Here is a 21,642-nt window from a genome sequence, read left to right as displayed (position 1 = left end):
GGAGCAGGAATGACTGACAGTTTGATTGACTATATTGATGATGAGCTGAAAAAACTATTACCTAATTTTAAGTGGAGACTAGTTAAAGACAGCAAGAAAAAGATGATCGAGTTATATGTGACCTTTCACGTAGAGACTGAAAAAGACATACAGGTTCAGGATGCCGTGGGTCAGAACAACGAGCCAGGGATCGTTCAATTCGAAGATGTCCTGTGTTTCTATGATCCTGCGTATTCTCACGTCAAACCGCAGAATTATCTGACGGCAATTTCGTTCGACAGCCATGTAGGTCTCGAAAAGGGCTATGTCGATGCCGTTCTTAGACAGATCAATTTGACTACAAAGCAGGGCATGGTCGATTTGAGAGAATTTCTAGAGGATGATTTTGCCGGTGAATTCAAACTGAACTGGAACGAGAAGAATACGCACAGCCTGATTCAGACCATGAAAGACACAGGCCGGTACGATGACACCAAACTTAAAATGATATTGGAAGATGACCAGTCATTTTTTGAAAAATTAACAGAGGATGATGAGCATGACGGAGTGGAAAGAGTTTAGTGTAGCGATAAGCAGTGAAGCATCTGAACCAGTTTCAGCTATAATGAGTGAACTGGGGTCGGCAGGTGTGTCGGTTGCCGATCGTAATGATTTTCTCACACTTCCAGAGTATGGATTTGATACGCTGTGGGAGCTTGACGAGTCGAAGTTTCCAAAAGATGGGGTCATTATTAAAGGCTACTTCAACAACCATGACGATCTGGAAGCTGTCGAGAAAGAATTGAACGCTCGAATCTCCAGACTTGAAGAATACGGAATTACTACGGGAGATTATACAATCGAAGTGGCAGATGTCGTGGAGGAAGAATGGGCCAATGCCTGGAAGAAGTATTACCATCCCGTTCCGGTTACACGTTTCATGACTATCGTACCGCAGTGGGAAGAATATACCCCTCAGTTCATCGATGAGCGGATCTGCTACCTTGATCCGGGCCTGGCTTTCGGAACAGGGACACATCCGACAACTCAGCTTTGTATTCAAGCTCTGGAAACTGTCATCAAAAAAGGGGATACAGTTCTGGACGTTGGTACAGGGTCTGGTGTCCTGTCGATCGCCAGCGCTTTGTATGGCGCAGGTAAAATCAAGGCGTATGATCTGGATGAAGTGGCTGTTACATCCGCCCGCTCGAACATCAAGCTGAATAATCTTGAAGAGAGTATTGATGTCAGAGCTAATAACCTGCTTCAAGGTGTCAATGAAAAAGCCGATATCATTGTAGCAAATATTCTAGCAGACATTATCCTGCTGTTTGTAGAAGATGCCTACGACAAACTTAATGATGATGGACTGTTCATCACATCAGGAATTATCTCCGAAAAGAAAGACCAGGTTGTTGAAGAACTCATTAAATATAACTTTGAAATCGTCCAGATCAATCAGATGAAAGACTGGGTCGTTATCATTGCAAAAAAAGAAAATAAGGACGTGTAATTACAATGGAAAACATTGAAACATTTATTGACCACACTTTGCTTAAACCTGAATCAACAGACTTAGCTATTCAGCAGGCGTGCCTGGATGCGAAAGAATACAAATTCAAAGCAGTATGCATTCAGCCAGTCTGGGTAAAATACGCTTCTGACTTACTTAAGGATTCTGATGTAAACACCTGTACGGTCATCGGTTTTCCTCTTGGAGCAAATTCAACTAAAGTCAAGGCCTATGAAGCTGAACAGGCTGTTAAAGATGGCGCGTCCGAAGTGGATATGGTCATCAATATTGGTGCGCTGAAGAGTGAAGATTTTGCAATGGTACATGATGACATTAAAGCGGTCGTCGATGCAGTTAAAGGCAAGGCAATCGTAAAAGTGATTATTGAAACAAGTTTACTTACTGACAATGAAAAAGTAAGAGCTTGCGAAATTTCAAAACGTGCTGGTGCTGATTTTGTCAAAACGTCAACTGGTTTCTCTACAGGAGGAGCAACAGTCGAAGACATCAGACTGATGCGCAAGACTGTAGGAAAAGAAATGGGTGTCAAAGCATCTGGCGGAGTCCGTACGATAGAGGATGCCAAAGCGATGATTGAAGCCGGAGCGACACGTATCGGTACGTCAAACGGAATCGCACTGGTTGAAGGAAACGAAGCAACAGAGTCTTATTAATTAAGATCAGCGACGTGTTCTTGAAGTCTTTTCTCAAAAACGATATACTAATAGAAGAAGCAACCAGCACTCACTGAGGTGCTGGTTTTCTTATCATTTAAATTGAATCATTTAAGAACCTAATATGGAATGAAGGTGAACGATGTGCCACAGAATAAAGATTATACGCCTCAGGAGGTCATTGCCCTCTGTCTGACATATATGAACAGCGAGCATGTAGCGTTTGTGAAGAAGGCTTTTGACCTTGCAGATAAAGCACACGAAGGCCAGATGAGAAAATCCGGAGAAGCCTATATCATGCACCCGGTTCAGGTTGCAGGCATTCTTGCCGAACTTAGAATGGACCCTGTCACGGTTGCCACAGGATTTCTCCACGATGTTGTTGAAGATACGGACTACACTTACCAGGATCTTTCAGAGATTTTTTCACCGGAAGTTGCCGACCTGGTAGATGGAGTAACAAAACTGGGTAAAATCAAATTCAAGTCGAAGCAGGAGCACCAGGCAGAGAATCATCGTAAGATGCTTCTGGCAATGGCTCAGGACGTACGTGTCGTATTGGTGAAACTGGCCGACAGACTTCACAATATGAGGACACTTAAACATCACCGACCAGAAAAGCAGAGAGAGATAGCTATAGAAACGCTGGAAATCTATGCTCCGCTAGCGGATCGTTTAGGGATCAACCGAATGAAGTGGGAACTGGAAGATACTTCTTTGCGCTACATGAATCCTCAGCAGTATTACCGAATCGTTCATCTGATGAATTCAAGAAGAGAAGACCGGGAAAATTATATTGATGATGCGAAGCAGGCTATTCAGGAATCCGTAGAAGAACTGGGTATAGAAGCTCAGATCACAGGACGACCGAAGCATATCTATTCAATTTACAAGAAAATGAAAAGCCAGAAAAAGCAGTTCAATGAAATATATGATCTGCTGGCGATTCGTATCATTGTTGAATCCATCAAAGACTGCTATGCGGTTCTGGGAGCGATCCATACCAGATGGAAACCGATGCCCGGACGTTTCAAGGATTATATCGCCATGCCAAAAGCCAACATGTATCAGTCCCTTCATACGACAGTTCTGGGGCCGAATGCAACGCCGCTGGAAGTACAGATTCGAACCATTAAAATGCATGAAATTGCTGAGTATGGGGTAGCTGCTCACTGGGCTTATAAGGAAGGTATTTCAACTAAACTGGATAATGATCAGTTGAGTGAACATATCTCATGGTTCAGAGACATCCTTGAACTTCAAAGCGAATCAAGAAATGCCAGCGACTTTATGGATTCGATAAAGCAGGATATCTTTAAGGATAAAGTCTATGTGTTCAGTCCTAAAGGGGACGTCATGGAACTCCCTTCAGGATCAAGTACTCTTGATTTTGCCTATCATGTCCATACCGAAGTGGGAAATAAATCGATGGGGGCTAAAGTGAACGGGAAGATCGTTCCGCTGAACTACAAGCTGAAAACCGGAGATATCGTTGAAATGCTGACGTCGTCAAATTCATTCGGTCCAAGTAGAGACTGGCTGAACTATGTCAATACGTCCAAAGCTAAGAATAAGATCAAGCGTTTCTTCAAGACACAGGAAAAAGAGCAGAATGTTGAACGAGGGAAAGAAATACTCGAAAAACTGCTCATCGATATGGGGTTCAATCCTAAGCAGGTTCTAAAGAAAGATAACATTCTTAAAGTTGCTGAACGCTTCAATTATCATAATGAAGAAGATCTGTTTGCTGCGATCGGTTATGGTGAGCTGAAAAGCACAACGATCGCCAACCGCCTGACCGATAAGGAACGCAGAGATAGAGAAAAAGATCAGATTCAACTGGATGATACCACTGGAACAATCGAGCTAAAGAACAAGAAAGAACCCGAAAAAATGAAAATCCGTCACGAAGGCGGGGTCGTGATTCAGGGTGCAGACAACCTGCTGATCCGTTTAAGCAAGTGCTGCAACCCTGTTCCTGGGGATGAAATCGTCGGATATATCACTCGAGGCAGAGGTGTATCGATTCATAGAGTCGACTGTCCAAACATTCAGGGGACAGATGATCAGGTCAATCGTCTGATCGATGTCGAATGGGAATCCAGTGATTCGAAAAAAGAATACAACGCTGAACTGCAGATTGAAGGATACGACCGTTCCGGTTTTCTTAATGAAATTCTACAAGTTATCAACTCTCAAACAAGCAAGCTTAGCAATGTCAACGGTAAGCTGGACAAGAGTGGGACAGCCATCATCAAACTGACACTGTCGATACAGAACCTGAAAGAACTGGAACAGATCGTAGATAAAATAAAAACAGTACCGGATGTCTATTCAGTCAAACGAATTACATCCTAAAAAAGCATAAAGACAACAGGAGGATTATTGTGAGAGCCGTCATACAGAGAGCATCGAAAGCACAGGTCACAGTGGAAGCAGAAACCGTTGGAGAGATTGGAAAGGGATTTGTCGTTCTTCTTGGTGTAGAAGACAATGATACAGAAGAAGATGTCGCTTATCTAGTCAGGAAAGTTGCCAATATGCGAATCTTTGAAGATGACGATGAAAAAATGAACCGATCTCTTAAAGATGTAGAAGGTGAGATTTTATCAATATCTCAGTTCACCTTGCATGCGGATACAAAAAAAGGGAATCGACCTAGTTTTACAGGTGCGGCAGGTCCAGAAAAGGCTGCTGCTTTGTATGAGTCTTTCAATAAGCAGCTCTCTGCTGAAGGGATAAATGTAGCAACTGGTAAATTTGGTGCTCACATGAAAGTCAGTCTAGTGAATGATGGACCTGTGACGATCCTCATCGATTCAAAAAATAAATAAGACAGCAAAGAACCCTGAGCCAATTATATGGATCAGGGTTTTTCTACTGCCTTGAGAAAAGTTCTGCCTATCTAAATGTTGCTGACAGTTTATGGAGCAAAGTATGCTGACAGGCCATGATAGATTGCTTCGGCCACTGTCTGCTGGTAGTTTGCAGTGTTGACGATGGTGATGTCGTGATCGTTATCCAGATAGCCAAGCTCAAGTAAGATGGATGGTTGAGCGTTGTTTCTCAGAACGTAATAATTACCGTGTCGGACGCCATTGTTTTTAAGTGGCCCTTGTTGAGTCAATTTTGTATTGATGGTATCTGCCAGATTTCTTTCCGACTCAGAATAATAATAAGTCGTGGTGCCGCTCATCGTGTTTGGGATTTCAACCGCATCATAGTGAATGCTGATAAAGGCATCGGCTCGAGCACGGTGGGCATAGTAGACGCGGTCATTCAAAGTAACAAACGAGTCATCGCTTCTTGTAAGGATGACATTTGCTCCAGATCTTTCAAGAATCTCTGCAAGTCTAAGTGATGTGCTGAGTGCGACTTCGCTTTCAGTAAAACCTGTTTTAGCAACAGCTCCAGGATCGTGTCCACCATGACCGGCATCGATCACTATCGTAGCCTCGGCTAGACTACTGGCCTGCTGGACTTGGGGCGCAGCAGTATCGGCAGTTTCAGCAGACTGAACTGTATAAGAGTCATTACTCTCAACTATTTCTGCCAGCCAGCTTGCGACATACACCAGTGTTCCATCTGTCAGTCTGATTCCATACCAGTCGTCTGTTTCTTCTATGACAGAGTATTCGGATACGTCACTAACTGTCGTGACTATAGGCGTGTCAGTACCCGGACCTTGTCTCAGATTAGTAGGACCCATGCCAATACGAATCTGTTTTCCTTCACTATCTGAAGATGCCAGTGCGGTAGGCGTTCCTTCAAGGCGTTCAACGTAATCGGAGTGTATCCAGGCTACCCGGTTATTGAAGAGGATCTGAATCCAGTTGTTCTCGCTATACAAGATTTCATATTCTTCTCCAGAATGGACGGTACCTAGGATAGGGGACTCTGTAGAGGAGAACTGACGAACATTCACTTTATTTCCGGTGATGCGCCCAGTCGCTCGATTATCTACAGTTACCTCCTCATTTTCTATAAGCCAACTGGCTACCCAGCCGATATCATTGTTCGACAGTCTGACTTTGTACCACTGATTATCTTCACCTAGAACATGAAGATGCTCGTCTTCATGAACCTGAGTCAGAATTTCATGGGACAGACCGGGACCGTATCTGACATTCAACGTACTGGCAAGTACGGTTACTCTGTTTTCATTCGCTAATGCTACAAGAGAGCCCATGAGAAGGGTAAGCAGGCCGATGATCAGAAAGATAAAAGTCCGTTTGCTTAATCGATTATGTATGTCTGTTTGATCCATTATTCACCTCTCCTTTCATCTGTTTTCTTATATTATACTCAATTTATGAAAATATTAGCAATATTTTTTAGAAAATAAGCGTAGCAATCGACAAAATTCGTTTCGGTCATTATACATTTTATCTAAGAAGAATGACATAACGGTTTGGAAAGGGTTACAACATCAAGCTGTATTGACATTCTTTAAGCTTTCTTGTAAGCTAAAAGAACAATTCAAATAGCATGATCCCCGAACTGAGGACTGAATACTGACCCGTCTCAAAGAGAGAATCTCCCTGGCTGAAAGAGATTTAGATCGACAGTTGGATGACACCTTAGAGGGATGACGAGGAGGCTCGTCACGTGAGAGCGATAAATCTGTTGAGTGAGAGTACGTCTTTGCGTACTGTCTGAATTAAGGTGGCACCACGTGATAACCTGACACGTCCTTTTTCTGTTCATTATCTGAACGGGAAGAGGTTTTTTTTATGGAAAAAAATAGGCATTAAGAGTGGAGGACTAGATAAAATGAATTATCAGAAGCTGAAAGGAACAGTTGATCTGTTGCCTGAAGAAACCAGAAAATGGCAGTTTATTGAAGATAAAGCAAGAGACTTGATGCGAGCATACCAGTTCAATGAAATCAGAACGCCAATGTTTGAACAGCTTGAATTATTTGCCCGTGGTGTAGGAGAAACAAGCGATATCGTCACTAAAGAAATGTACGATTTCAAAGATAAAGGCGACCGATACATTGCACTCAGACCCGAAGGAACTGCAGGTGTAGTCAGAGCTTATGTTGAGAATAAGCTGTATGGACCTGAATTCCACAAACCGACCAAGCTGTTTTACATGGGACCTATGTTCCGTTATGAACGACCTCAAAGCGGCAGACAGCGTCAATTCCACCAGATAGGTGTAGAAGTGTTCGGCAGCCGAAATCCATCAGTCGATGTGGAAACGATGGTTCTGGGAATGGATCTTTTCAAGCAGTTCGGTATTACTGATCTGAAACTGGTCATCAATTCACTTGGGAGTACAGAGACTCGACAGACTTACCGAGAGGAACTGATTGCCTATCTGGAGCCTCACCTAAACGAATTAAGTAAAGATTCACAAGTCAGACTATATAAAAATCCACTGAGAGTACTGGACAGCAAGGATAAGAAAGACAAAGAAATCGTCAAAGATGCGCCGTCAATTCTGGATTATCTGGACGAAGCGTCTAAAGCTCACTTTGAAGCAGTCAAGGGGATGCTTGAAGATCTGGATATTCCTTACATCATTGACACGAACATGGTACGCGGGTTGGACTACTATAATGATACGATCTTTGAAGTGATCACTACAAATCCGAAGTTCGGAGCCAATGCGACAGTGTGTGCCGGAGGACGATATGATGGACTTGTAGAAGAAGTCGGTGGACCGTCTACTCCAGCCTTCGGGTTCGGATGCGGACTGGAGCGCCTCGTTCTTCTTCTCGAACACATGGATTTTGATTATCCAGAATTAAATCCACTCGATGCGTATATTGTCACTATGGGAGATCGTGCTGACCGCGCTTCAAATAAACTGACACAAGTCCTGAGACAGAATGGTCTTTCCGTTGAACGGGAATTCATGAATAGAAAGGCCGGCAAGCAGTTCAAGACGGCAGATAAGCTGAATGCCGATTATGTCTTTACCTTAGGAGACCAGGAAATCGATAATGGGATCGTTCAGGTTAAGCGACTGAGTACAGGAATCCAGACAGAAGTGAGTCTGTCGGAACTGGCATTACGCTTCGATGAGACCTATTCATCATTGATCAGATCAACAGAAAAAGGAGAAGAATAACATGAAACGTACAGTATATTGTGGGGAAGTCAGACAGTCGCATGAAGACCAGACTGTCACAGTTAAAGGATGGGTCCAGAAAAGACGAGACCTCGGGGGCATGATCTTTGTAGACCTGAGAGACCGTGAAGGGATCGTACAAGTCGTATTTAACGGAGAAATTAGCGAGGAAGCACTGAAGACAGCTGAAACCATCCGTTCTGAGTATATTCTTGAAGTAACAGGAAAAGTCGTTTCCCGTGCCGAACGACAGAAGAACAAGGACCTTGCTACTGGAGACATTGAAATAGTAGCAGACAGCATTTCAATACTGAGTGAATCCAAGACGCCTGTCTTTGATATCAGTGATGCTGTGGACGTATCTGATGATATCCGCCTGAGATATCGTTACCTGGATCTGAAACGTCCACGTATGCAGAGGAACATGAAACTTCGTCACGACGTGAAGAAGTCATTCAGAGACTTCCTGGACGACCAGGGATTCCTGGATATCGAGACTCCTTACCTGACTAAATCTACACCGGAAGGCGCTCGCGATTATCTGGTTCCCGCTCGTACGAACCAGGGAAAATTCTTCGCTTTGCCACAGTCACCTCAGCTCTTTAAACAGCTCTTAATGAGTTCAGGCTATGACAAGTATTATCAGATCGTCCGCTGTTTCAGAGATGAAGATCTGCGTGGAGACAGACAACCTGAATTTACCCAGGTGGATATTGAGACCAGTTTTATTGAAAAAGAAGACATCCAGGCACTGATGGAAGACCTTCTGGTTCGTCTGGTTAAAGATGTAAAAGGAATCACAATTGAGAAACCATTCCCAAGACTGACTTATAAAGAAGCGATGGAACGTTTCGGAAGCGACAAACCAGATCTGCGCTTCGATATGGAACTTGTAGACTTGAAAGATATTGCCGAACAGTCTTCATTCAAAGTCTTTTCTTCTGCAGTTGAATCAGGCGGCATGGTTAAAGGTCTGACTGTCAAAGGTGCAGCAGACTCGTTCTCCCGTAAAAATGTCGATGCACTGGAATCAGTAGCGAAGATTTATGGAGCGAAAGGCTTAGCCTGGTTGAAAGTGACCGATGAAGGACTGACGGGTCCGATCTCAAAATTCTTCTCTGAAGAAGAGATGCAGTCAGCCTTGATGAGTAAAATGGATGCTGCTCCAGGAGACCTGCTGCTATTTGTTGCAGATAAAGATAAAATTGTCTACGATGCACTAGGTGCTTTAAGAAGTCATCTTGGAAAGGAACTTGATCTGATCGATCAGTCAAAACTGGCTTTTGCCTGGATTGTCGAATGGCCACTGCTCGAGTATGACGAGGAGGAAGGGCGATATAATGCAGCCCACCACCCATTCACTATGCCTGTAGAATCTGATGTCGAGCTGCTGAAAACATCTCCTGAAAAAGCAATGGCTGATGCCTATGATATCATACTGAACGGATATGAAATCGGTGGAGGATCGATCAGGATCCATGATCGAGCGGTGCAAGAAGATATGCTCAATGCACTCGGATTTACTAAAGAAGAAGCTCAGAATCAGTTCGGATTCTTACTTGATGCGCTGGAGTATGGCTTCCCGCCACACGGAGGTATCGCGTTCGGTCTGGATAGACTGGTCATGATCCTAGCTGGAGAAGAGAACATCAGAGAAGTGATTGCCTTTCCTAAGAACGGTAAAGCGATCGATCCATTAACTAGTGCGCCATCAGTGGTTTCAAAGGATCAGCTGGATGAACTGAAACTGTCACTTCAGACAACAGAGGAAAAAACGGAGGAATAAAATGGTTTTACTAGGGTCACACGTATCGATGAAAGGGAAAGACATGCTGCTTGGAGCTGCGAAAGATGCAGTTCAATACGGCGGATCCACCTTTATGATATATACAGGTGCGCCTCAGAATACACGACGCAAAGCGATTGAAGATATGAACATTGAGTCCGGTCAGGCATTCATGCAGGAAAATGCAATTAAGGTATCCGATATTGTCGTTCATGCGCCGTATATCATTAATTTAGGGAATACGATTAAGAAGGAAAACTATGCATTTGCGGTTGAATTCATGAAAGATGAGATCAGACGTGCGGAAGCTCTGGGAGCGACTCAGATGACGATGCATCCTGGCGCACACGTTGGAGCGGGCCCGGAAGCGGCTATCGATCAGATTGCTCAAGGGCTGAACGAAATCCTGCACAAGGATCAGACTTTGCAGATTGCTCTTGAAACGATGGCCGGTAAGGGAACCGAAATCGGTCGAACTTTTGAGGAACTAGCTCAGATCATTGAAAAAGTCGAATTGAAAGACAAGGTATCCGTCACAATGGATACCTGCCATATTCATGATGGAGGATATAACGTCAGAGAAGATTTTGAAGGGGTTCTGGATGAGTTTGACCGCATCATCGGTCTGGACAAGCTGAAAGTCATTCATGTCAATGATTCAAAAAATATTCAGGGTGCTGCGAAAGACAGACATGCGAATATCGGCTTTGGTGAAATTGGCTTTGATGCGTTGAGCCAGGTGGTTCATCATCCGAAACTGGCACATCTGCCGAAGATTCTTGAGACGCCATTTGTCGGCGAAGATAAGAAGAACAAGAAGCCGCCATACAAGCATGAAATCATCATGCTGAAGGAAAAGCAGTTTAATCCCGATTTATATGAAGATATTATTAACAGCTGATTACCCGAGAGGAGTTTGTGTAAAAGCAGACTCCTTTTTTTGTTATACTGATTGCAATACTATGCGGAAGGAGTCTGGACATGAATAAAGGATTAAGTGCAAAGCAGATCAAAGCAATCGATCGGTATACGATCGAGTCGGTTGGCATGCCTTCACTCGTGCTCATGGAACGAGCGGCTATAGCTACAGTAGAAGCCATGATGAAAGACTTTGAGTTCAAAAGCGCCCTCATTCTCTGCGGCACAGGGAATAACGGAGGGGATGGAATAGCTGTAGGTCGTCTGCTCCATCAGGCGGGAAAAGCGGTTACGATATGTGTTGTAGGAGACCCAGAGCGTGCTTCTGAAGAAACAGCTGCACAGCTTAAAATCGCTCGGAATTTGAATGTGCCATGTGTATACAGCCTGGAGAACAGCTGGCCGGATGACCCTGATACGCTGATTGTTGATGCTTTATTCGGGATAGGCCTTGACCGGGAGGTGGAAGACCCTTATCTGGAAGTGATCAGACGAGTAAATGATGGGACGTTCAGGACAGTAGCTATCGACATTCCTTCCGGTTTGTCTGCAGACAATGGTTATGTATTCGGGTCTGCGGTAATAGCTGACAAAACTTACAGTATCGGTTTCTTTAAAAAAGGCTTTTCCAGTCAAGAATCACCTGCCTTTACAGGAGAGATACAGATTCTGGACATAGGCTATCCCCCTATCTACGACATGTTCCATATAATAGAACTGGAGGATAACAATGGCAAACAGGTTTAATTTTAGAGGTGAAAATAAAAGAGAGAACTATTTTGAAGGGTGGTACATCAAGACGAATGATAAGGGAAAAGATTTATCGGTAGCGCTGATTCCCGGGGTCGCACATTTTTCCGATCAGGAATCCTTTGTTCAATATAATATCGTCTACAAGGATACTTATTATAGTGGGAAAATTACTTTCAGCAGAGATGAGTTCGATGTCGTCGGCAATCCTCAGACTGTCATGATGCCCAAGTTTATCTTTAACGAAAAAGGGGTCAAGGCAAGTCTGAAAGACGGGGATACTGACCTGCTCATCGATTTTGATTTTGGACTGTTTCTCCCCATCAGACAGAGCCTGTATACACCAAGTATTATGGGGCCGTTAGAATACTTAAATATGCCGTGTAACCATGACATTGTAAGTTTGAGACATACCGTAAAGGGCAAAATCGTTATTAATGGGGAAGTAATCGAATTGTCTGATGCTCTAGGTTACATCGAAAAGGATAGGGGGAGCACGTTCCCGAGCAGGTATGCCTGGGCACATGCCAATGGATTTGAGCACAATAGTGAAGCTACTCTGTTTATTTCTGCTGCTGAACTGGAAAAAGGCCAGTTGAAAAAAGAAGGGGCCATCGGCAGTTTTCATGATGGAGAAAAAGAGCATCGGTTCGCTACTTATTATGGAACGGTAACTAATATGACGGTCAGTTCAAATAAGGAGTCTTATACGATTATCATGAAGGACCCATTCAAAAAGCTCGAAGTAACGGTAAGTCTGAAGAACGGAGCATAGCTGATTGCTCCAATGAATGCCGGCATGGATTATCCGATTAAAGAGTCGGTCAAATCTGATATAACAATGACATTCATTCAAAAAAACGGACCAACCTATCAATTTAAAAGCTCGAGTGGAGCAGGGGAGCTGGTTAACTGGGAGAGTGTTGAGAGAGAATATATCTCAAAATAATTAAAAGGGCTTGAACAGTTGTCCAAGCCTTTTTGAATCTAATATTAAATTTTTTCTCTGTCAGGCAATTCCTTCAAATACTTAGTAGGGGTCTGACCTGTAATTTTTTTGAATACTTTTGTGAAATAGGAGTGACTGTTGAAGCCAGCCAAGTTTGCAACTTCACTTAACTGATGTTCTCCTAAATGGAAGTAATATTTTGCCAGATAAACACGCTGCTGGTTAACATAGCCGATAAATGTATTTCCCGTCTCTTGCTTAAATTTACGTGCAAGATGAACTGGATGCATCCCATAAATCGAAGCAATATTTGTCAACGTCAGTTCGCCTGTCAAATTTTCAGTAATATAACTGACAATCTCTTTCAGGACCGTAGAATAACTAGATGTAGAGAAGTGAATGACTGCGTGGCAGTATTCTCTGAAAATCTGGAAATAAACATGTTCAACTAGATAATCAATTGAATCAGCGTCGTTGATAATCATTGAAAACCGCTCAAAAATCAGATGTAAGTAAAGGGGCAACACCCCACCGTTTTTAGCAGCGATACGAGCATACGTATTGACAGTGACAAGATGACTTTTAAACCGATGAATGAGGTCATAGTCACTGGTCTGATCCAGATATTCCAGTACTTTCTCTACATCGATCAAATCAAGTGTTTTTTCAAGTAGTTGGCTATTACCGGCTGTTATGGCATCTGACAATTGATCCTGGATTAAATATCGGTAATTCATTGATTCACTTGTGAGCTCCTTGAGTTTGTTAATCCGTTCTTTCTTCAAGACTTCTTTTTTCTCATGACTCTTCATAAGATCTAATCCTTTCCCAATTGCTATAATCGATAACATCTCCCATGTTAAATATACCATAACACTGAAGAAAATAAACAATAATTGCATAAAAAACGGCTGTTTTTTGAGACTTTTTTTTGAAAAAGGGTAAAATATTAATTTTTTTAGCAGTAAAATACTATATTAGAATTATTATTTTATGATACTGACTCATTATTAAAATGTGCATATTATAATAAATATACATTATTAAATTTTATTTATCAGAAACTCACTGAAAAGCGTATTCTTTTACAAGTTATTAAGTCAATGATAACATTAAACATGTAAATAAGTGAATAAAATATGACGAAATTAATGACGAAAGGGTGATGAAATGGATCGTCACATCTTGGGAACATTTTCGGATGAAGAAGACACAATTAAAGAGGTTAATCGCCTGATCAGTGAGGAAGGTTATTCTTCCGATGAGCTTACTTTGGTTATGGACAGGCACAATTCGTACGACGCGAGGCTTAACAGCTTGAAGAATGTTCAAGTCGATCAAGTCACTGTCGAAGAAAGCGATGGTAACGTCTGGGAGAAGATTAAAGAAACCTTCTCTTTTGGTTCTTATGACAGTGAAGCTTCTCACTCAATTCTTGAGGATTACGGTGTTCCTCATGATCGAGCTGAACATTACATGGATGCATTGCAAGAAGGGGAAATCATACTTCTGGCCAACAGTGATGCACCACGAACAATAGAGTTATCAGAAGTAAATGAAGATATAGTAAAAGAGGAGAGAAATGACATGACAGATAAAGAAAAAAGAGATGCACCATTAGATGAGGTCAATTCTGAAGAAGAATCAGCGATAAAAGATGACAAAAGTCAGGATAAGGAACCTAAAGATATTGAAACATCTGAAACAGATGAGGAGTCAATGACAAATTCCATTGATCCGAGTCAGGTTGAACACACGCGTAAAGAAGAAGTTCAAACACCTCAATCATTTTCTGACGAAGAGCACAGTGGTGAAGATCTGAAACAGAACAAAGAAGAAGATCCGGATCTGACAGGAGAAGAAGAAACAGTAGAAATTGAAGAATCTGTACATGGATACGGCAACGACTTGGCAAAAGGGGTTGTCAAACCTGTGCCTAAGAGTCCTTTGAACACTGAAGGTAAACAGGAAAAAGATCCCTCAGAAAAATCAGATGCACCTGAATCAGATGCCAATTATCCGGAAGACTCAGAAGATGCTGGGATGAAATCCGAAAATTAAATCATTCAAGGAGCGAGATATATTGGGAGAACAGGACAAAGTAAAAACACAGAAGCCGAAAAAAGATTATTTCATGGTTGATGAGTCCAAGAATATGGATCGAAAACCTGTCATAGAATCAGACACCTACAAAGCTGCAGGTAAACTTGAAGGAAAAGTTACTCTAATTACGGGTGGAGATTCTGGAATTGGAGCAGCTACAGCAATTCTATTTGCTAAAGAAGGTGCAAATGTTGCGTTCACCTATCACTCATCTGATGAAGACGCCACCCGTACTGAAAATCGACTGAAAGAAATTGGAGCAGAAGTTCTCGTGTTTAAAGGTGATGTTGGTGACGAATCATTTGCTGATGAAGTGATCAGCAGTCTCACTGATAAGTGGGGAACTATTGACGTACTGGTGAACCATGCTGGTGAACAGAGATATCAGGCTAGCATTACTGATATCAAGGCGGAACAGATCGATCGGACCTACAGAACAAATATATTCAGTATGTTCTATTTTGTGAAAGCAGCATTGAATCATTTGTCAGAAGGCGCTTCGATCATTAACATTTCTTCAATCACAGCTTACAAAGGTAATCCCACACTTATGGACTATTCTGGAACAAACGGGGCCCGAGTTTCATTTACTCGTTCTTTGGCACAAAACCAGGAGATACTTGATAAGAAAATCAGAGTCAATTCTGTCGCTCCAGGACCGATCTGGACTCCGCTAATACCGTCAACATTCCCAGAAGAGGCTCTGGAAGAGTTTGGAAAGGACGGCGCACTTGGTAGACCCGGAGAAGCGTATGAACTTGCTCCTGCCTATGTTTACCTCGCTTCCGATGATTCCAGCTATGTTACAGGACAGACGATTCATGTAAACGGTGGAGTGATAGTGAACGGATGACAAAGTAAAGGATGATAGTATGTCAAAAGATAATGAATTAAAAAGACCTAACCATAATGAAAGAAATAATGGTGGAGACGACCCCGCATATAATCAGGTCGTTTCTCCTGATACTTCAGCTCCTCTTGGCTACATCAAAGATCGTCCCTTGAGAGACAAACTGTCAGAAGAAGAAGTGGACAGAAAAGCCAAAGGAGAGTCTCCCGGAAACGAAGTGGAGCTGGATTTAAACCCTAATCCAGATACTGAAAGTGAAGACGATACTGTTTAATAGCCTTAAGCTAGGATACTCCAGTTGAGAATGTTCTAGCTTTTTTTGCAGAATTCAGGACTGGCTGGCAAAGAGGACGAACTGAAATTTACAAATCCTGACTACGAGCTGAGCACCATTAAAAACTTCGGGCAAACATGCTATACTGGATGAAGATACTACGAGGAGGGGACATAATGACTCGTGAAGATGAAATAAAAAAAGCAGCTAAACTGATCGAACTGGGACCATCGAGGCCTAGAAATAGTGATTCTGATCCGAAACAGAAGAAAAAGTCTGCTGCTAGCAAAAAGATTAAATCAGGGAAAGATAAAAGTCAGAATAATAAAACATCAGAACCGGACACTTATATTATCACGAAAGTTCAGGCTCAAAAAGCCAAGAACCGATTCAACATATACATTAATGATGAATATGCCTTCCCAGTTGATGACAATCTACTGGTTCAGCATAGACTGATTAAAGGCAAAGAGCTGACTAAAGAAGAAATCGATACCCTCAGGGAAAAGGGAGAAATGAGTAAAGGCTATCAGGCTGCCCTTCATTATCTTAATTATAAAATGAGGTCAGAAAAAGAAATAGTTGATTATCTAATTGACAAGGAATACCAGACCATCGAGCCAATCATTGAAAAACTGAAAACTCACCGACTGATCAATGATGAAGAATATGCCAAGAGTTTCGTCCGCACAAATAGTCTGCTGAAACTGGAAGGTCCCCGAAAAATCGAGCGCGCTATGGGTGAAAAGGGGCTGAGCAAGTCAGACATTCTGACCGGACTGGATGAATACTCTCCTGAACTACAAGTCGAAAATGCTGAAAAGCTTGCAGAAAAAGTACTTAAACGCCAGCGCAACAAGTCAAGTAGAGAAATGAATCAGAAAGTACGGCAGCAGCTGATGACCAGCGGATTTGATTCGGATGTGATCCAACAGGTAATGGATGATCTGGAAATAGACCAGTCTGATGACGAGGAATATGAAGCGCTCAAGAAACAAGGAGAGAAAGTGTTGACCCGTTATGCGAGGAAATACAAAGGGTATGATCTCATCAGTCGGACTAAAGCTTTCTTATACTCAAAAGGCTATCCATCTGAACTGATCGATCAGTTTATCAATGAAAAAAGGAAGATGAGTGACTAATTGTATGAAGAATAAAGATGTGCTGAAAGAAAAAGGCATTATTATGTGGAACGAGGATAAGATAGAGGTGTTCCGGAAAACCCTTCTTGACTGGTATGATGCAAACAAGCGTGATCTGCCATGGAGACGAACATCTAACCCTTATTACATCTGGATTTCAGAGATCATGCTTCAGCAGACCCAGGTCGATACGGTGATTCCTTACTATGAGAGATTTATCGACACCTTGCCGGAGATCAGTGATCTGGCAGAAACTTCAGAAGATACGCTGCTTAAACTATGGGAGGGTCTCGGTTATTACTCGAGAGTAAGAAACATGAAGATAGCAGCTGGTCAGATTATGACAGACCACAACGGGATTTTTCCAGAGAAGTATGATGCCATTAAAAGTCTGAAAGGAATCGGGCCTTATACAGCAGGAGCGGTAAGCAGCATAGCTTTCAATCAGCCTCAACCTGCCGTCGATGGAAATGTCATGCGCGTGCTGAGCCGCCTGTTTGAAATCGAGCTCGATATAGGTAAAGCCTCCAGCCGAAAAGTTTTCGAAGAAATGATCCGCCTGCTGATCGATAAAAACCGGCCCGGCGACTTCAACCAGGCTTTGATGGATCTTGGGGCAACCATATGTACACCCAGAAATTATAAGCCTGAAATGAGTCCGGTCAAAGACTTCAATGCATCGTATTTAAATGAAACCTGGACTAGGTATCCTGTAAAAGCAGGGAAGAAAAAAGTCAGAGAAGAGTCTTACATCGTTCTAGCCGTTTCGAACGATAAAGGAGAATATCTGTTTCAAAAGAGAGAATCGGAGGGCGTTCTTTCTGGTATGTTGACGTTTCTCATGATTCCTGCAGACATACTTGATGAAGACGGATGGAAATCTTTCGCAGGGTCTTCTGAGTCTTTTACACAAATTCAGTCAGAGATAATCGTTGACTATATTAGAAAAGAGTACGGACTGATCATTGCTTTTGAAAATATTTTAAAAGGCACCTATACACACGTATTCTCTCACTTGAAGTGGAATCTATCTATATATGAAGCAAAAGTGATTAAAGAAATTGCACTAGGTCAAACGCTTTATCCAATCCATCCAGATGATTTTCCTGAAACAGCTTTTCCAGTTCCAACACAAAAAGTCTGGAACCTGGTCAATGCAATAACCTTATTTTAGAGAATAGATGTCCGAATTGCTTAAACATTATTCACTCAAGAGTATTTTATGATATAATTACTCTTGAGATTTGGGAAATAGGCTATACTTTTTCTAAAATGATTAGAGAGTTGGAACATAGATGAAATTTCCGAAAGAAGGGGAGTTCATCACAATCAAAAGCTATAAGCACGATGGCAGCCTGCACCGCACCTGGCGTGATACGATGGTTCTCAAAACTACAGAGAATGCTCTGATAGGTTGCAACGACCATACATTAGTCATTGAATCAGACGGCCGACGATGGAAAACGAGAGAACCCGCTCTTGTATACTTCCATAAACACTACTGGTTCAACATCGTCACGATGATTAGACAAAAAGGGACATCCTATTATTGTAACATGGCTTCGCCTTTTCTGATCGATGAAGAAGGAGTTAAATATATCGACTATGACCTTGATGTCAAAGTTTTTCCAGATGGTGAAAAACGTCTGCTGGATGTAGATGAATACGAAGAGCATAGCAAAAAATGGAACTATCCTGATGAAATCGATCTGATTTTAAAGGAGCACATCAAAATACTTGTTGAATGGATCAATGAGGGAAAAGGTCCTTTTACAGAAGGCTATGTCGACTTGTGGTATGACCGGTACAAGCAGCTGACCGGCAAAAAATGATTGTGAGGAACAGTACAGTAGAAAGGCAATTAAGCCTTCTACTGTTTCCTTATGTTTAAGCTCATATAAGTATAGTTATCTTACATAAGAAAGGACAACTGAATATGAAAAAGAGTATAATTAGTATTCCGATTCTTCTGGTCGCTTGTGTTCTGACTATTTTCTTCGGGCAACGCTACGCAGCCAATCAGAGAGAGGAAATGACCGAAGAGCAAGGGGAAACAATTCAGGAGGAACCTGTAGATGGAGAAGATGAGCCGACAGACGAACCTGTCGAACCTTCCGCCAACTTAGAAGATTACGAAGGGCGACTGGACACATTGTCGCATGTCGATCGGATTGATTACCTGTCATTAACTAATGACGAGGTTTCTGTGGCATTTTTTGGAGATATTGACTTAAATGCAGAGTGGATGAAATCAGTTACAGAAGCTATTGAATCTGCAGTAACAAATGGGGCTGATATTCTCGATTATACAGAAGCTGGTCTTGATTCTTACGAACTGTATATCAGACAGACCGCACAGCCTCTTGTTCAAGAGAATCCTGACATGATTCTATTCGGACTTCCGGCTCTTCCTGACAAAATTAGAGATATTGGACTTGATGAAACAGAACAGTATATGACTAGCATCTTGAACAGTTTTTCTGCTCTTGAAGAATCTGAACTCATCCTACTGGAACCTTATCCTGTCGTACAGGAAATTAATCAGCTCAATTCACGCTCACTGGACTACCGGAGCTACCTGAACAGGATGAGAGAACTGGCTCAAGTCAGAAATATCCCAGTTATTTCACTGCATTCGGAGTTCACAGAGAGAGCTCAGGAAAATGGTCTTGAGTCTTACTATAATCCTAACAATTTTTCACTGACTGCTGATGGTGAGCAGCTCGCTGCTGATATAGTGACTGATCAGTTAAATGAACCTGTCAGTCAGCCTTAAGGGGAATAACTTTGAGATAAATTCAATAAGCAACGAAAAGCCCATGAGGTGCAGAGCTAGTCCAGAGTAAACGGCATCATTTCTGCATCTCATGGGTCTTATTGCTTATTTAATGCAACGAATCAACGGTTGACACATTGTTTCTATGACTAGACTTGTATCTGCTTACCAGCTTATTAAGATGCTGGAGGTTTTCTTCATAAATCAGAACAACTGACATCAGATGAATGACCGTATTACTCTGTCCATAATCATTTTTAAGATATGACTCAAGGCTTGCTTCGTTAAAGAACGACTGCATAAAGGTGATCCGTAGATCTGACTTGTATGCGATGAAATTGACTTCCTGAGGTAAAACTCGGCCGTTCCATTTCAGGATGATCTGTTCATGAGCAGACATCAGTGTTTCAAGACGCTCTCTCAAGAGGACACGAAGCTCTTCTGGGAAATGATTGTAGACATTCTCTGACTGATGCAGAGTCTTGACCAGGTTATACGCTGCTTCTGTCGTCCGAATAAACTGACGGTAAACAACGAGAAGGCGGGTCAGTGACGTATCACCGTGCTTTCTCCAACGGCTCCATTCTGTGTCCTGTAGGAAGGTCAGATATTTTTTCATGTCACTGATGGACTCGTCAATCGAATTAAGATCAGATCTCATAAGAGAATACTGAACATTTTTCCTGAGGCTTACTCGTATGAAACGAGTAAGATCATCAGTCACCTGATTAGTCAGGTGGAACAATTTTTTTTCATAATTTGGCGGAAGGATAAAACGATTGATTATAAATGCAATCCCGACACCGATAAAGGTAGCAAGTACACGAATCGTCGCATTCGTATAGATATCTCCATCAGTCGACAGCATAATGATGATCAGGGTCATGGTAGACAGACCAATCACATTGTTCAGCTTCATTTGATGAAGGATGGCAATAAGTATAGCTGTTGCAAAGCTGATAATGACGATGGATGTTCCAAAAGCACTGGTCATGAGAACGGCAACGAAACCACCGATTGTATTGGCGACCAGACGATCCACTAGAGTCTGATACGATTTTTTTACTGACGGCTGCATGGAAGCAACCACGGAAATACCTGCAAGTGATGCGCCTTCTTCAAAACCTAAAGTAAGTGGGATGAGTAAGGAAAGGAAGACGGCCAGACTTGTCTTGAATGTTCTAGCTCCGATTTTCATATCGTTAATTTCACTCTTTCTAGTATGATTAGACTAAGTATACTACAAACACTAGAAAACTTTAATAAAAACCGAACATAAGGCTGACATCTTGTTGCAAAATACGATTTAAAACTGTATCATTTGTTTAGACAGTAGGAAATATACCAAAAGGATGGATAATTAATGAGTTACCTGGTTGAACAATCCATTGAACGATTAAAATTCAATAATATCAGAATCACCCCGCAAAGACATGCCATATTAGAATATCTGATCGATCAGGATAATCATCCTACCGCTGATGAAATTTACAAGGCACTCGAAAGCCGTTTTCCGAGTATGAGTGTGGCCACTGTTTACAATAATCTGAGACTATTTACCGAACTCGGTCTGGTCAAGGAAATGATGTACGGAGACAATTCAAGCCGGTTCGACTTCGCTTCCACTGAACATTATCATGCGATTTGCTCTGAATGCGGAAAAATCGAAGATATTTATTACCCTGGTCTGGATGATGTCGAAGTAGTGGCAAGCAACCTGACTGGTTTTGCTGTCAATTCTCATCGTCTAGAAATTTACGGACTCTGCCCTGATTGCCAGAGTAAAAAATAGTAATCCTGATATGCATAGTTAAGGACTGGAGTCGTGCTAAACGTCTTCAGTCTTT

At 42.1% G+C, this 21,642-nt stretch carries 21 protein-coding genes; 18 read left to right on the top strand and 3 right to left on the bottom strand.

Translation table 11 applies throughout. The features are described 5' to 3' along the window. Positions 1-9: 9 nt before the first annotated feature. The 5 genes from ACYQ4S_RS00380 to dtd all read left to right on the top strand — a co-directional run bounded on the left by ACYQ4S_RS00380 (position 10) and on the right by dtd (position 5,000). The gene (locus tag ACYQ4S_RS00380) at positions 10-561 is read left to right on the top strand and encodes a DUF3013 family protein (RefSeq protein ID WP_459768608.1); all 552 of its coding nucleotides are present in this window, start codon (positions 10-12) and stop codon (positions 559-561) included. Continuing rightward, the gene (gene prmA, locus ACYQ4S_RS00375; protein ID WP_459768606.1) at positions 539-1,492 is read left to right on the top strand and encodes a 50S ribosomal protein L11 methyltransferase; all 954 of its coding nucleotides are present in this window, start codon (positions 539-541) and stop codon (positions 1,490-1,492) included. The genes ACYQ4S_RS00380 and prmA overlap by 23 nt, the downstream gene beginning before the upstream one ends. A gap of 5 nt (positions 1,493-1,497) precedes the next feature. After that, positions 1,498-2,166, top strand: coding sequence for a deoxyribose-phosphate aldolase (gene deoC, locus ACYQ4S_RS00370; RefSeq protein ID WP_346024009.1), 669 nt, complete (start codon positions 1,498-1,500; stop codon positions 2,164-2,166). Positions 2,167-2,310: 144 nt separating this feature from the next. Continuing rightward, positions 2,311-4,524, top strand: a complete 2,214-nt coding sequence (locus tag ACYQ4S_RS00365; protein WP_459768604.1) for a RelA/SpoT family protein — start codon at positions 2,311-2,313, stop codon at positions 4,522-4,524. 29 nt (positions 4,525-4,553) lie between these two features. Further along, positions 4,554-5,000 (top strand): D-aminoacyl-tRNA deacylase, encoded by a 447-nt coding sequence (dtd, locus tag ACYQ4S_RS00360; protein WP_459768602.1) that lies wholly within the window; start codon positions 4,554-4,556, stop codon positions 4,998-5,000. An 89-nt stretch (positions 5,001-5,089) separates the two neighbouring features. On the opposite strand, the gene ACYQ4S_RS00355 is transcribed toward dtd, so the two are convergent. After that, complete coding sequence (locus ACYQ4S_RS00355; RefSeq protein ID WP_459768600.1) at positions 5,090-6,433, bottom strand: N-acetylmuramoyl-L-alanine amidase; 1,344 nt, start codon at positions 6,431-6,433, stop codon at positions 5,090-5,092. 506 nt (positions 6,434-6,939) lie between these two features. Here ACYQ4S_RS00355 and hisS point away from each other — a divergent pair. From hisS to ACYQ4S_RS00330, 5 genes are all read left to right on the top strand, one after another. Then, a complete protein-coding gene (gene hisS / locus ACYQ4S_RS00350) occupies positions 6,940-8,247 on the top strand; it encodes a histidine--tRNA ligase (protein WP_459768598.1) in 1,308 nt (435 codons plus the stop codon). Position 8,248: 1 nt separating this feature from the next. After that, positions 8,249-10,033, top strand: a complete 1,785-nt coding sequence (aspS, locus tag ACYQ4S_RS00345) for an aspartate--tRNA ligase (RefSeq protein ID WP_459768596.1) — start codon at positions 8,249-8,251, stop codon at positions 10,031-10,033. A 1-nt stretch (position 10,034) separates the two neighbouring features. After that, positions 10,035-10,934 (top strand): deoxyribonuclease IV, encoded by a 900-nt coding sequence (locus ACYQ4S_RS00340; protein WP_459768594.1) that lies wholly within the window; start codon positions 10,035-10,037, stop codon positions 10,932-10,934. A gap of 80 nt (positions 10,935-11,014) precedes the next feature. Further along, on the top strand, positions 11,015-11,698 hold the full coding sequence (locus ACYQ4S_RS00335; RefSeq protein ID WP_459768592.1) for an NAD(P)H-hydrate epimerase: 684 nt from the start codon (positions 11,015-11,017) through the stop codon (positions 11,696-11,698). Continuing rightward, the gene (locus ACYQ4S_RS00330) at positions 11,682-12,476 is read left to right on the top strand and encodes a tocopherol cyclase family protein (protein WP_459768590.1); all 795 of its coding nucleotides are present in this window, start codon (positions 11,682-11,684) and stop codon (positions 12,474-12,476) included. Before ACYQ4S_RS00335 ends, ACYQ4S_RS00330 begins: the two co-directional genes overlap by 17 nt. Positions 12,477-12,694: 218 nt before the next feature. On the opposite strand, the gene ACYQ4S_RS00325 is transcribed toward ACYQ4S_RS00330, so the two are convergent. Then, a complete protein-coding gene (locus tag ACYQ4S_RS00325) occupies positions 12,695-13,462 on the bottom strand; it encodes a helix-turn-helix transcriptional regulator (RefSeq protein ID WP_459768588.1) in 768 nt (255 codons plus the stop codon). A gap of 358 nt (positions 13,463-13,820) precedes the next feature. Here ACYQ4S_RS00325 and ACYQ4S_RS00320 point away from each other — a divergent pair, with 358 nt between their 5' ends. The 7 genes from ACYQ4S_RS00320 to ACYQ4S_RS00290 all read left to right on the top strand — a co-directional run bounded on the left by ACYQ4S_RS00320 (position 13,821) and on the right by ACYQ4S_RS00290 (position 19,795). Continuing rightward, the gene (locus ACYQ4S_RS00320; protein ID WP_459768586.1) at positions 13,821-14,711 is read left to right on the top strand and encodes a general stress protein; all 891 of its coding nucleotides are present in this window, start codon (positions 13,821-13,823) and stop codon (positions 14,709-14,711) included. A 22-nt stretch (positions 14,712-14,733) separates the two neighbouring features. Next, positions 14,734-15,606, top strand: coding sequence for an SDR family oxidoreductase (locus ACYQ4S_RS00315; RefSeq protein WP_459768585.1), 873 nt, complete (start codon positions 14,734-14,736; stop codon positions 15,604-15,606). A 19-nt stretch (positions 15,607-15,625) separates the two neighbouring features. Beyond that, the gene (locus ACYQ4S_RS00310) at positions 15,626-15,877 is read left to right on the top strand and encodes a hypothetical protein (RefSeq protein WP_459768583.1); all 252 of its coding nucleotides are present in this window, start codon (positions 15,626-15,628) and stop codon (positions 15,875-15,877) included. Between the two features lie 176 nt (positions 15,878-16,053). Next, positions 16,054-17,019 carry a recombination regulator RecX gene (gene recX / locus ACYQ4S_RS00305; protein ID WP_459768581.1) on the top strand — a complete coding sequence of 322 codons (966 nt, stop codon included), beginning with the start codon at positions 16,054-16,056 and terminating at the stop codon, positions 17,017-17,019. A 4-nt stretch (positions 17,020-17,023) separates the two neighbouring features. Then, a complete protein-coding gene (mutY, locus tag ACYQ4S_RS00300; protein ID WP_459768579.1) occupies positions 17,024-18,193 on the top strand; it encodes an A/G-specific adenine glycosylase in 1,170 nt (389 codons plus the stop codon). 121 nt (positions 18,194-18,314) lie between these two features. Continuing rightward, on the top strand, positions 18,315-18,851 hold the full coding sequence (ntdP, locus tag ACYQ4S_RS00295; protein ID WP_459768577.1) for a nucleoside tri-diphosphate phosphatase: 537 nt from the start codon (positions 18,315-18,317) through the stop codon (positions 18,849-18,851). Positions 18,852-18,955: 104 nt separating this feature from the next. Continuing rightward, positions 18,956-19,795, top strand: coding sequence for a hypothetical protein (locus ACYQ4S_RS00290; RefSeq protein WP_459768575.1), 840 nt, complete (start codon positions 18,956-18,958; stop codon positions 19,793-19,795). Between the two features lie 109 nt (positions 19,796-19,904). Here ACYQ4S_RS00290 and ACYQ4S_RS00285 read toward each other — a convergent pair whose 3' ends face one another. Then, on the bottom strand, positions 19,905-20,993 hold the full coding sequence (locus ACYQ4S_RS00285) for an FUSC family protein (RefSeq protein ID WP_459768573.1): 1,089 nt from the start codon (positions 20,991-20,993) through the stop codon (positions 19,905-19,907). A 165-nt stretch (positions 20,994-21,158) separates the two neighbouring features. On the opposite strand from ACYQ4S_RS00285, the gene ACYQ4S_RS00280 reads away from it, so the two are divergent. Beyond that, complete coding sequence (locus tag ACYQ4S_RS00280; RefSeq protein ID WP_346023992.1) at positions 21,159-21,587, top strand: Fur family transcriptional regulator; 429 nt, start codon at positions 21,159-21,161, stop codon at positions 21,585-21,587. The last annotated feature ends 55 nt before the right edge of the window (positions 21,588-21,642 follow it).

The organism is Alkalibacterium sp. s-m-28 (assembly GCF_054658175.1).
Note: the sequence above shows the minus strand (reverse complement) of the source record. Positions and strands in the feature narration are given on the sequence as shown.

Bases quoted from the DNA above. Each gene is read 5' to 3' on its own strand.
- ACYQ4S_RS00380 (WP_459768608.1), top strand. From the start codon at position 10: ATGACTGACAGTTTGATTGACTATATTGATGATGAGCTGAAAAAACTA.
- prmA (WP_459768606.1), top strand. From the start codon at position 539: ATGACGGAGTGGAAAGAGTTTAGTGTAGCGATAAGCAGTGAAGCATCT.
- deoC (WP_346024009.1), top strand. From the start codon at position 1,498: ATGGAAAACATTGAAACATTTATTGACCACACTTTGCTTAAACCTGAA.
- ACYQ4S_RS00355 (WP_459768600.1), bottom strand. From the start codon at position 6,433: ATGGATCAAACAGACATACATAATCGATTAAGCAAACGGACTTTTATC.
- hisS (WP_459768598.1), top strand. From the start codon at position 6,940: ATGAATTATCAGAAGCTGAAAGGAACAGTTGATCTGTTGCCTGAAGAA.
- aspS (WP_459768596.1), top strand. From the start codon at position 8,249: ATGAAACGTACAGTATATTGTGGGGAAGTCAGACAGTCGCATGAAGAC.
- ACYQ4S_RS00340 (WP_459768594.1), top strand. From the start codon at position 10,035: ATGGTTTTACTAGGGTCACACGTATCGATGAAAGGGAAAGACATGCTG.
- ACYQ4S_RS00335 (WP_459768592.1), top strand. From the start codon at position 11,015: ATGAATAAAGGATTAAGTGCAAAGCAGATCAAAGCAATCGATCGGTAT.
- ACYQ4S_RS00330 (WP_459768590.1), top strand. From the start codon at position 11,682: ATGGCAAACAGGTTTAATTTTAGAGGTGAAAATAAAAGAGAGAACTAT.
- ACYQ4S_RS00325 (WP_459768588.1), bottom strand. From the start codon at position 13,462: ATGAAGAGTCATGAGAAAAAAGAAGTCTTGAAGAAAGAACGGATTAAC.
- ACYQ4S_RS00320 (WP_459768586.1), top strand. From the start codon at position 13,821: ATGGATCGTCACATCTTGGGAACATTTTCGGATGAAGAAGACACAATT.
- ACYQ4S_RS00310 (WP_459768583.1), top strand. From the start codon at position 15,626: ATGTCAAAAGATAATGAATTAAAAAGACCTAACCATAATGAAAGAAAT.
- recX (WP_459768581.1), top strand. From the start codon at position 16,054: ATGACTCGTGAAGATGAAATAAAAAAAGCAGCTAAACTGATCGAACTG.
- mutY (WP_459768579.1), top strand. From the start codon at position 17,024: ATGAAGAATAAAGATGTGCTGAAAGAAAAAGGCATTATTATGTGGAAC.
- ntdP (WP_459768577.1), top strand. From the start codon at position 18,315: ATGAAATTTCCGAAAGAAGGGGAGTTCATCACAATCAAAAGCTATAAG.
- ACYQ4S_RS00290 (WP_459768575.1), top strand. From the start codon at position 18,956: ATGAAAAAGAGTATAATTAGTATTCCGATTCTTCTGGTCGCTTGTGTT.
- ACYQ4S_RS00285 (WP_459768573.1), bottom strand. From the start codon at position 20,993: ATGAAAATCGGAGCTAGAACATTCAAGACAAGTCTGGCCGTCTTCCTT.
- ACYQ4S_RS00280 (WP_346023992.1), top strand. From the start codon at position 21,159: ATGAGTTACCTGGTTGAACAATCCATTGAACGATTAAAATTCAATAAT.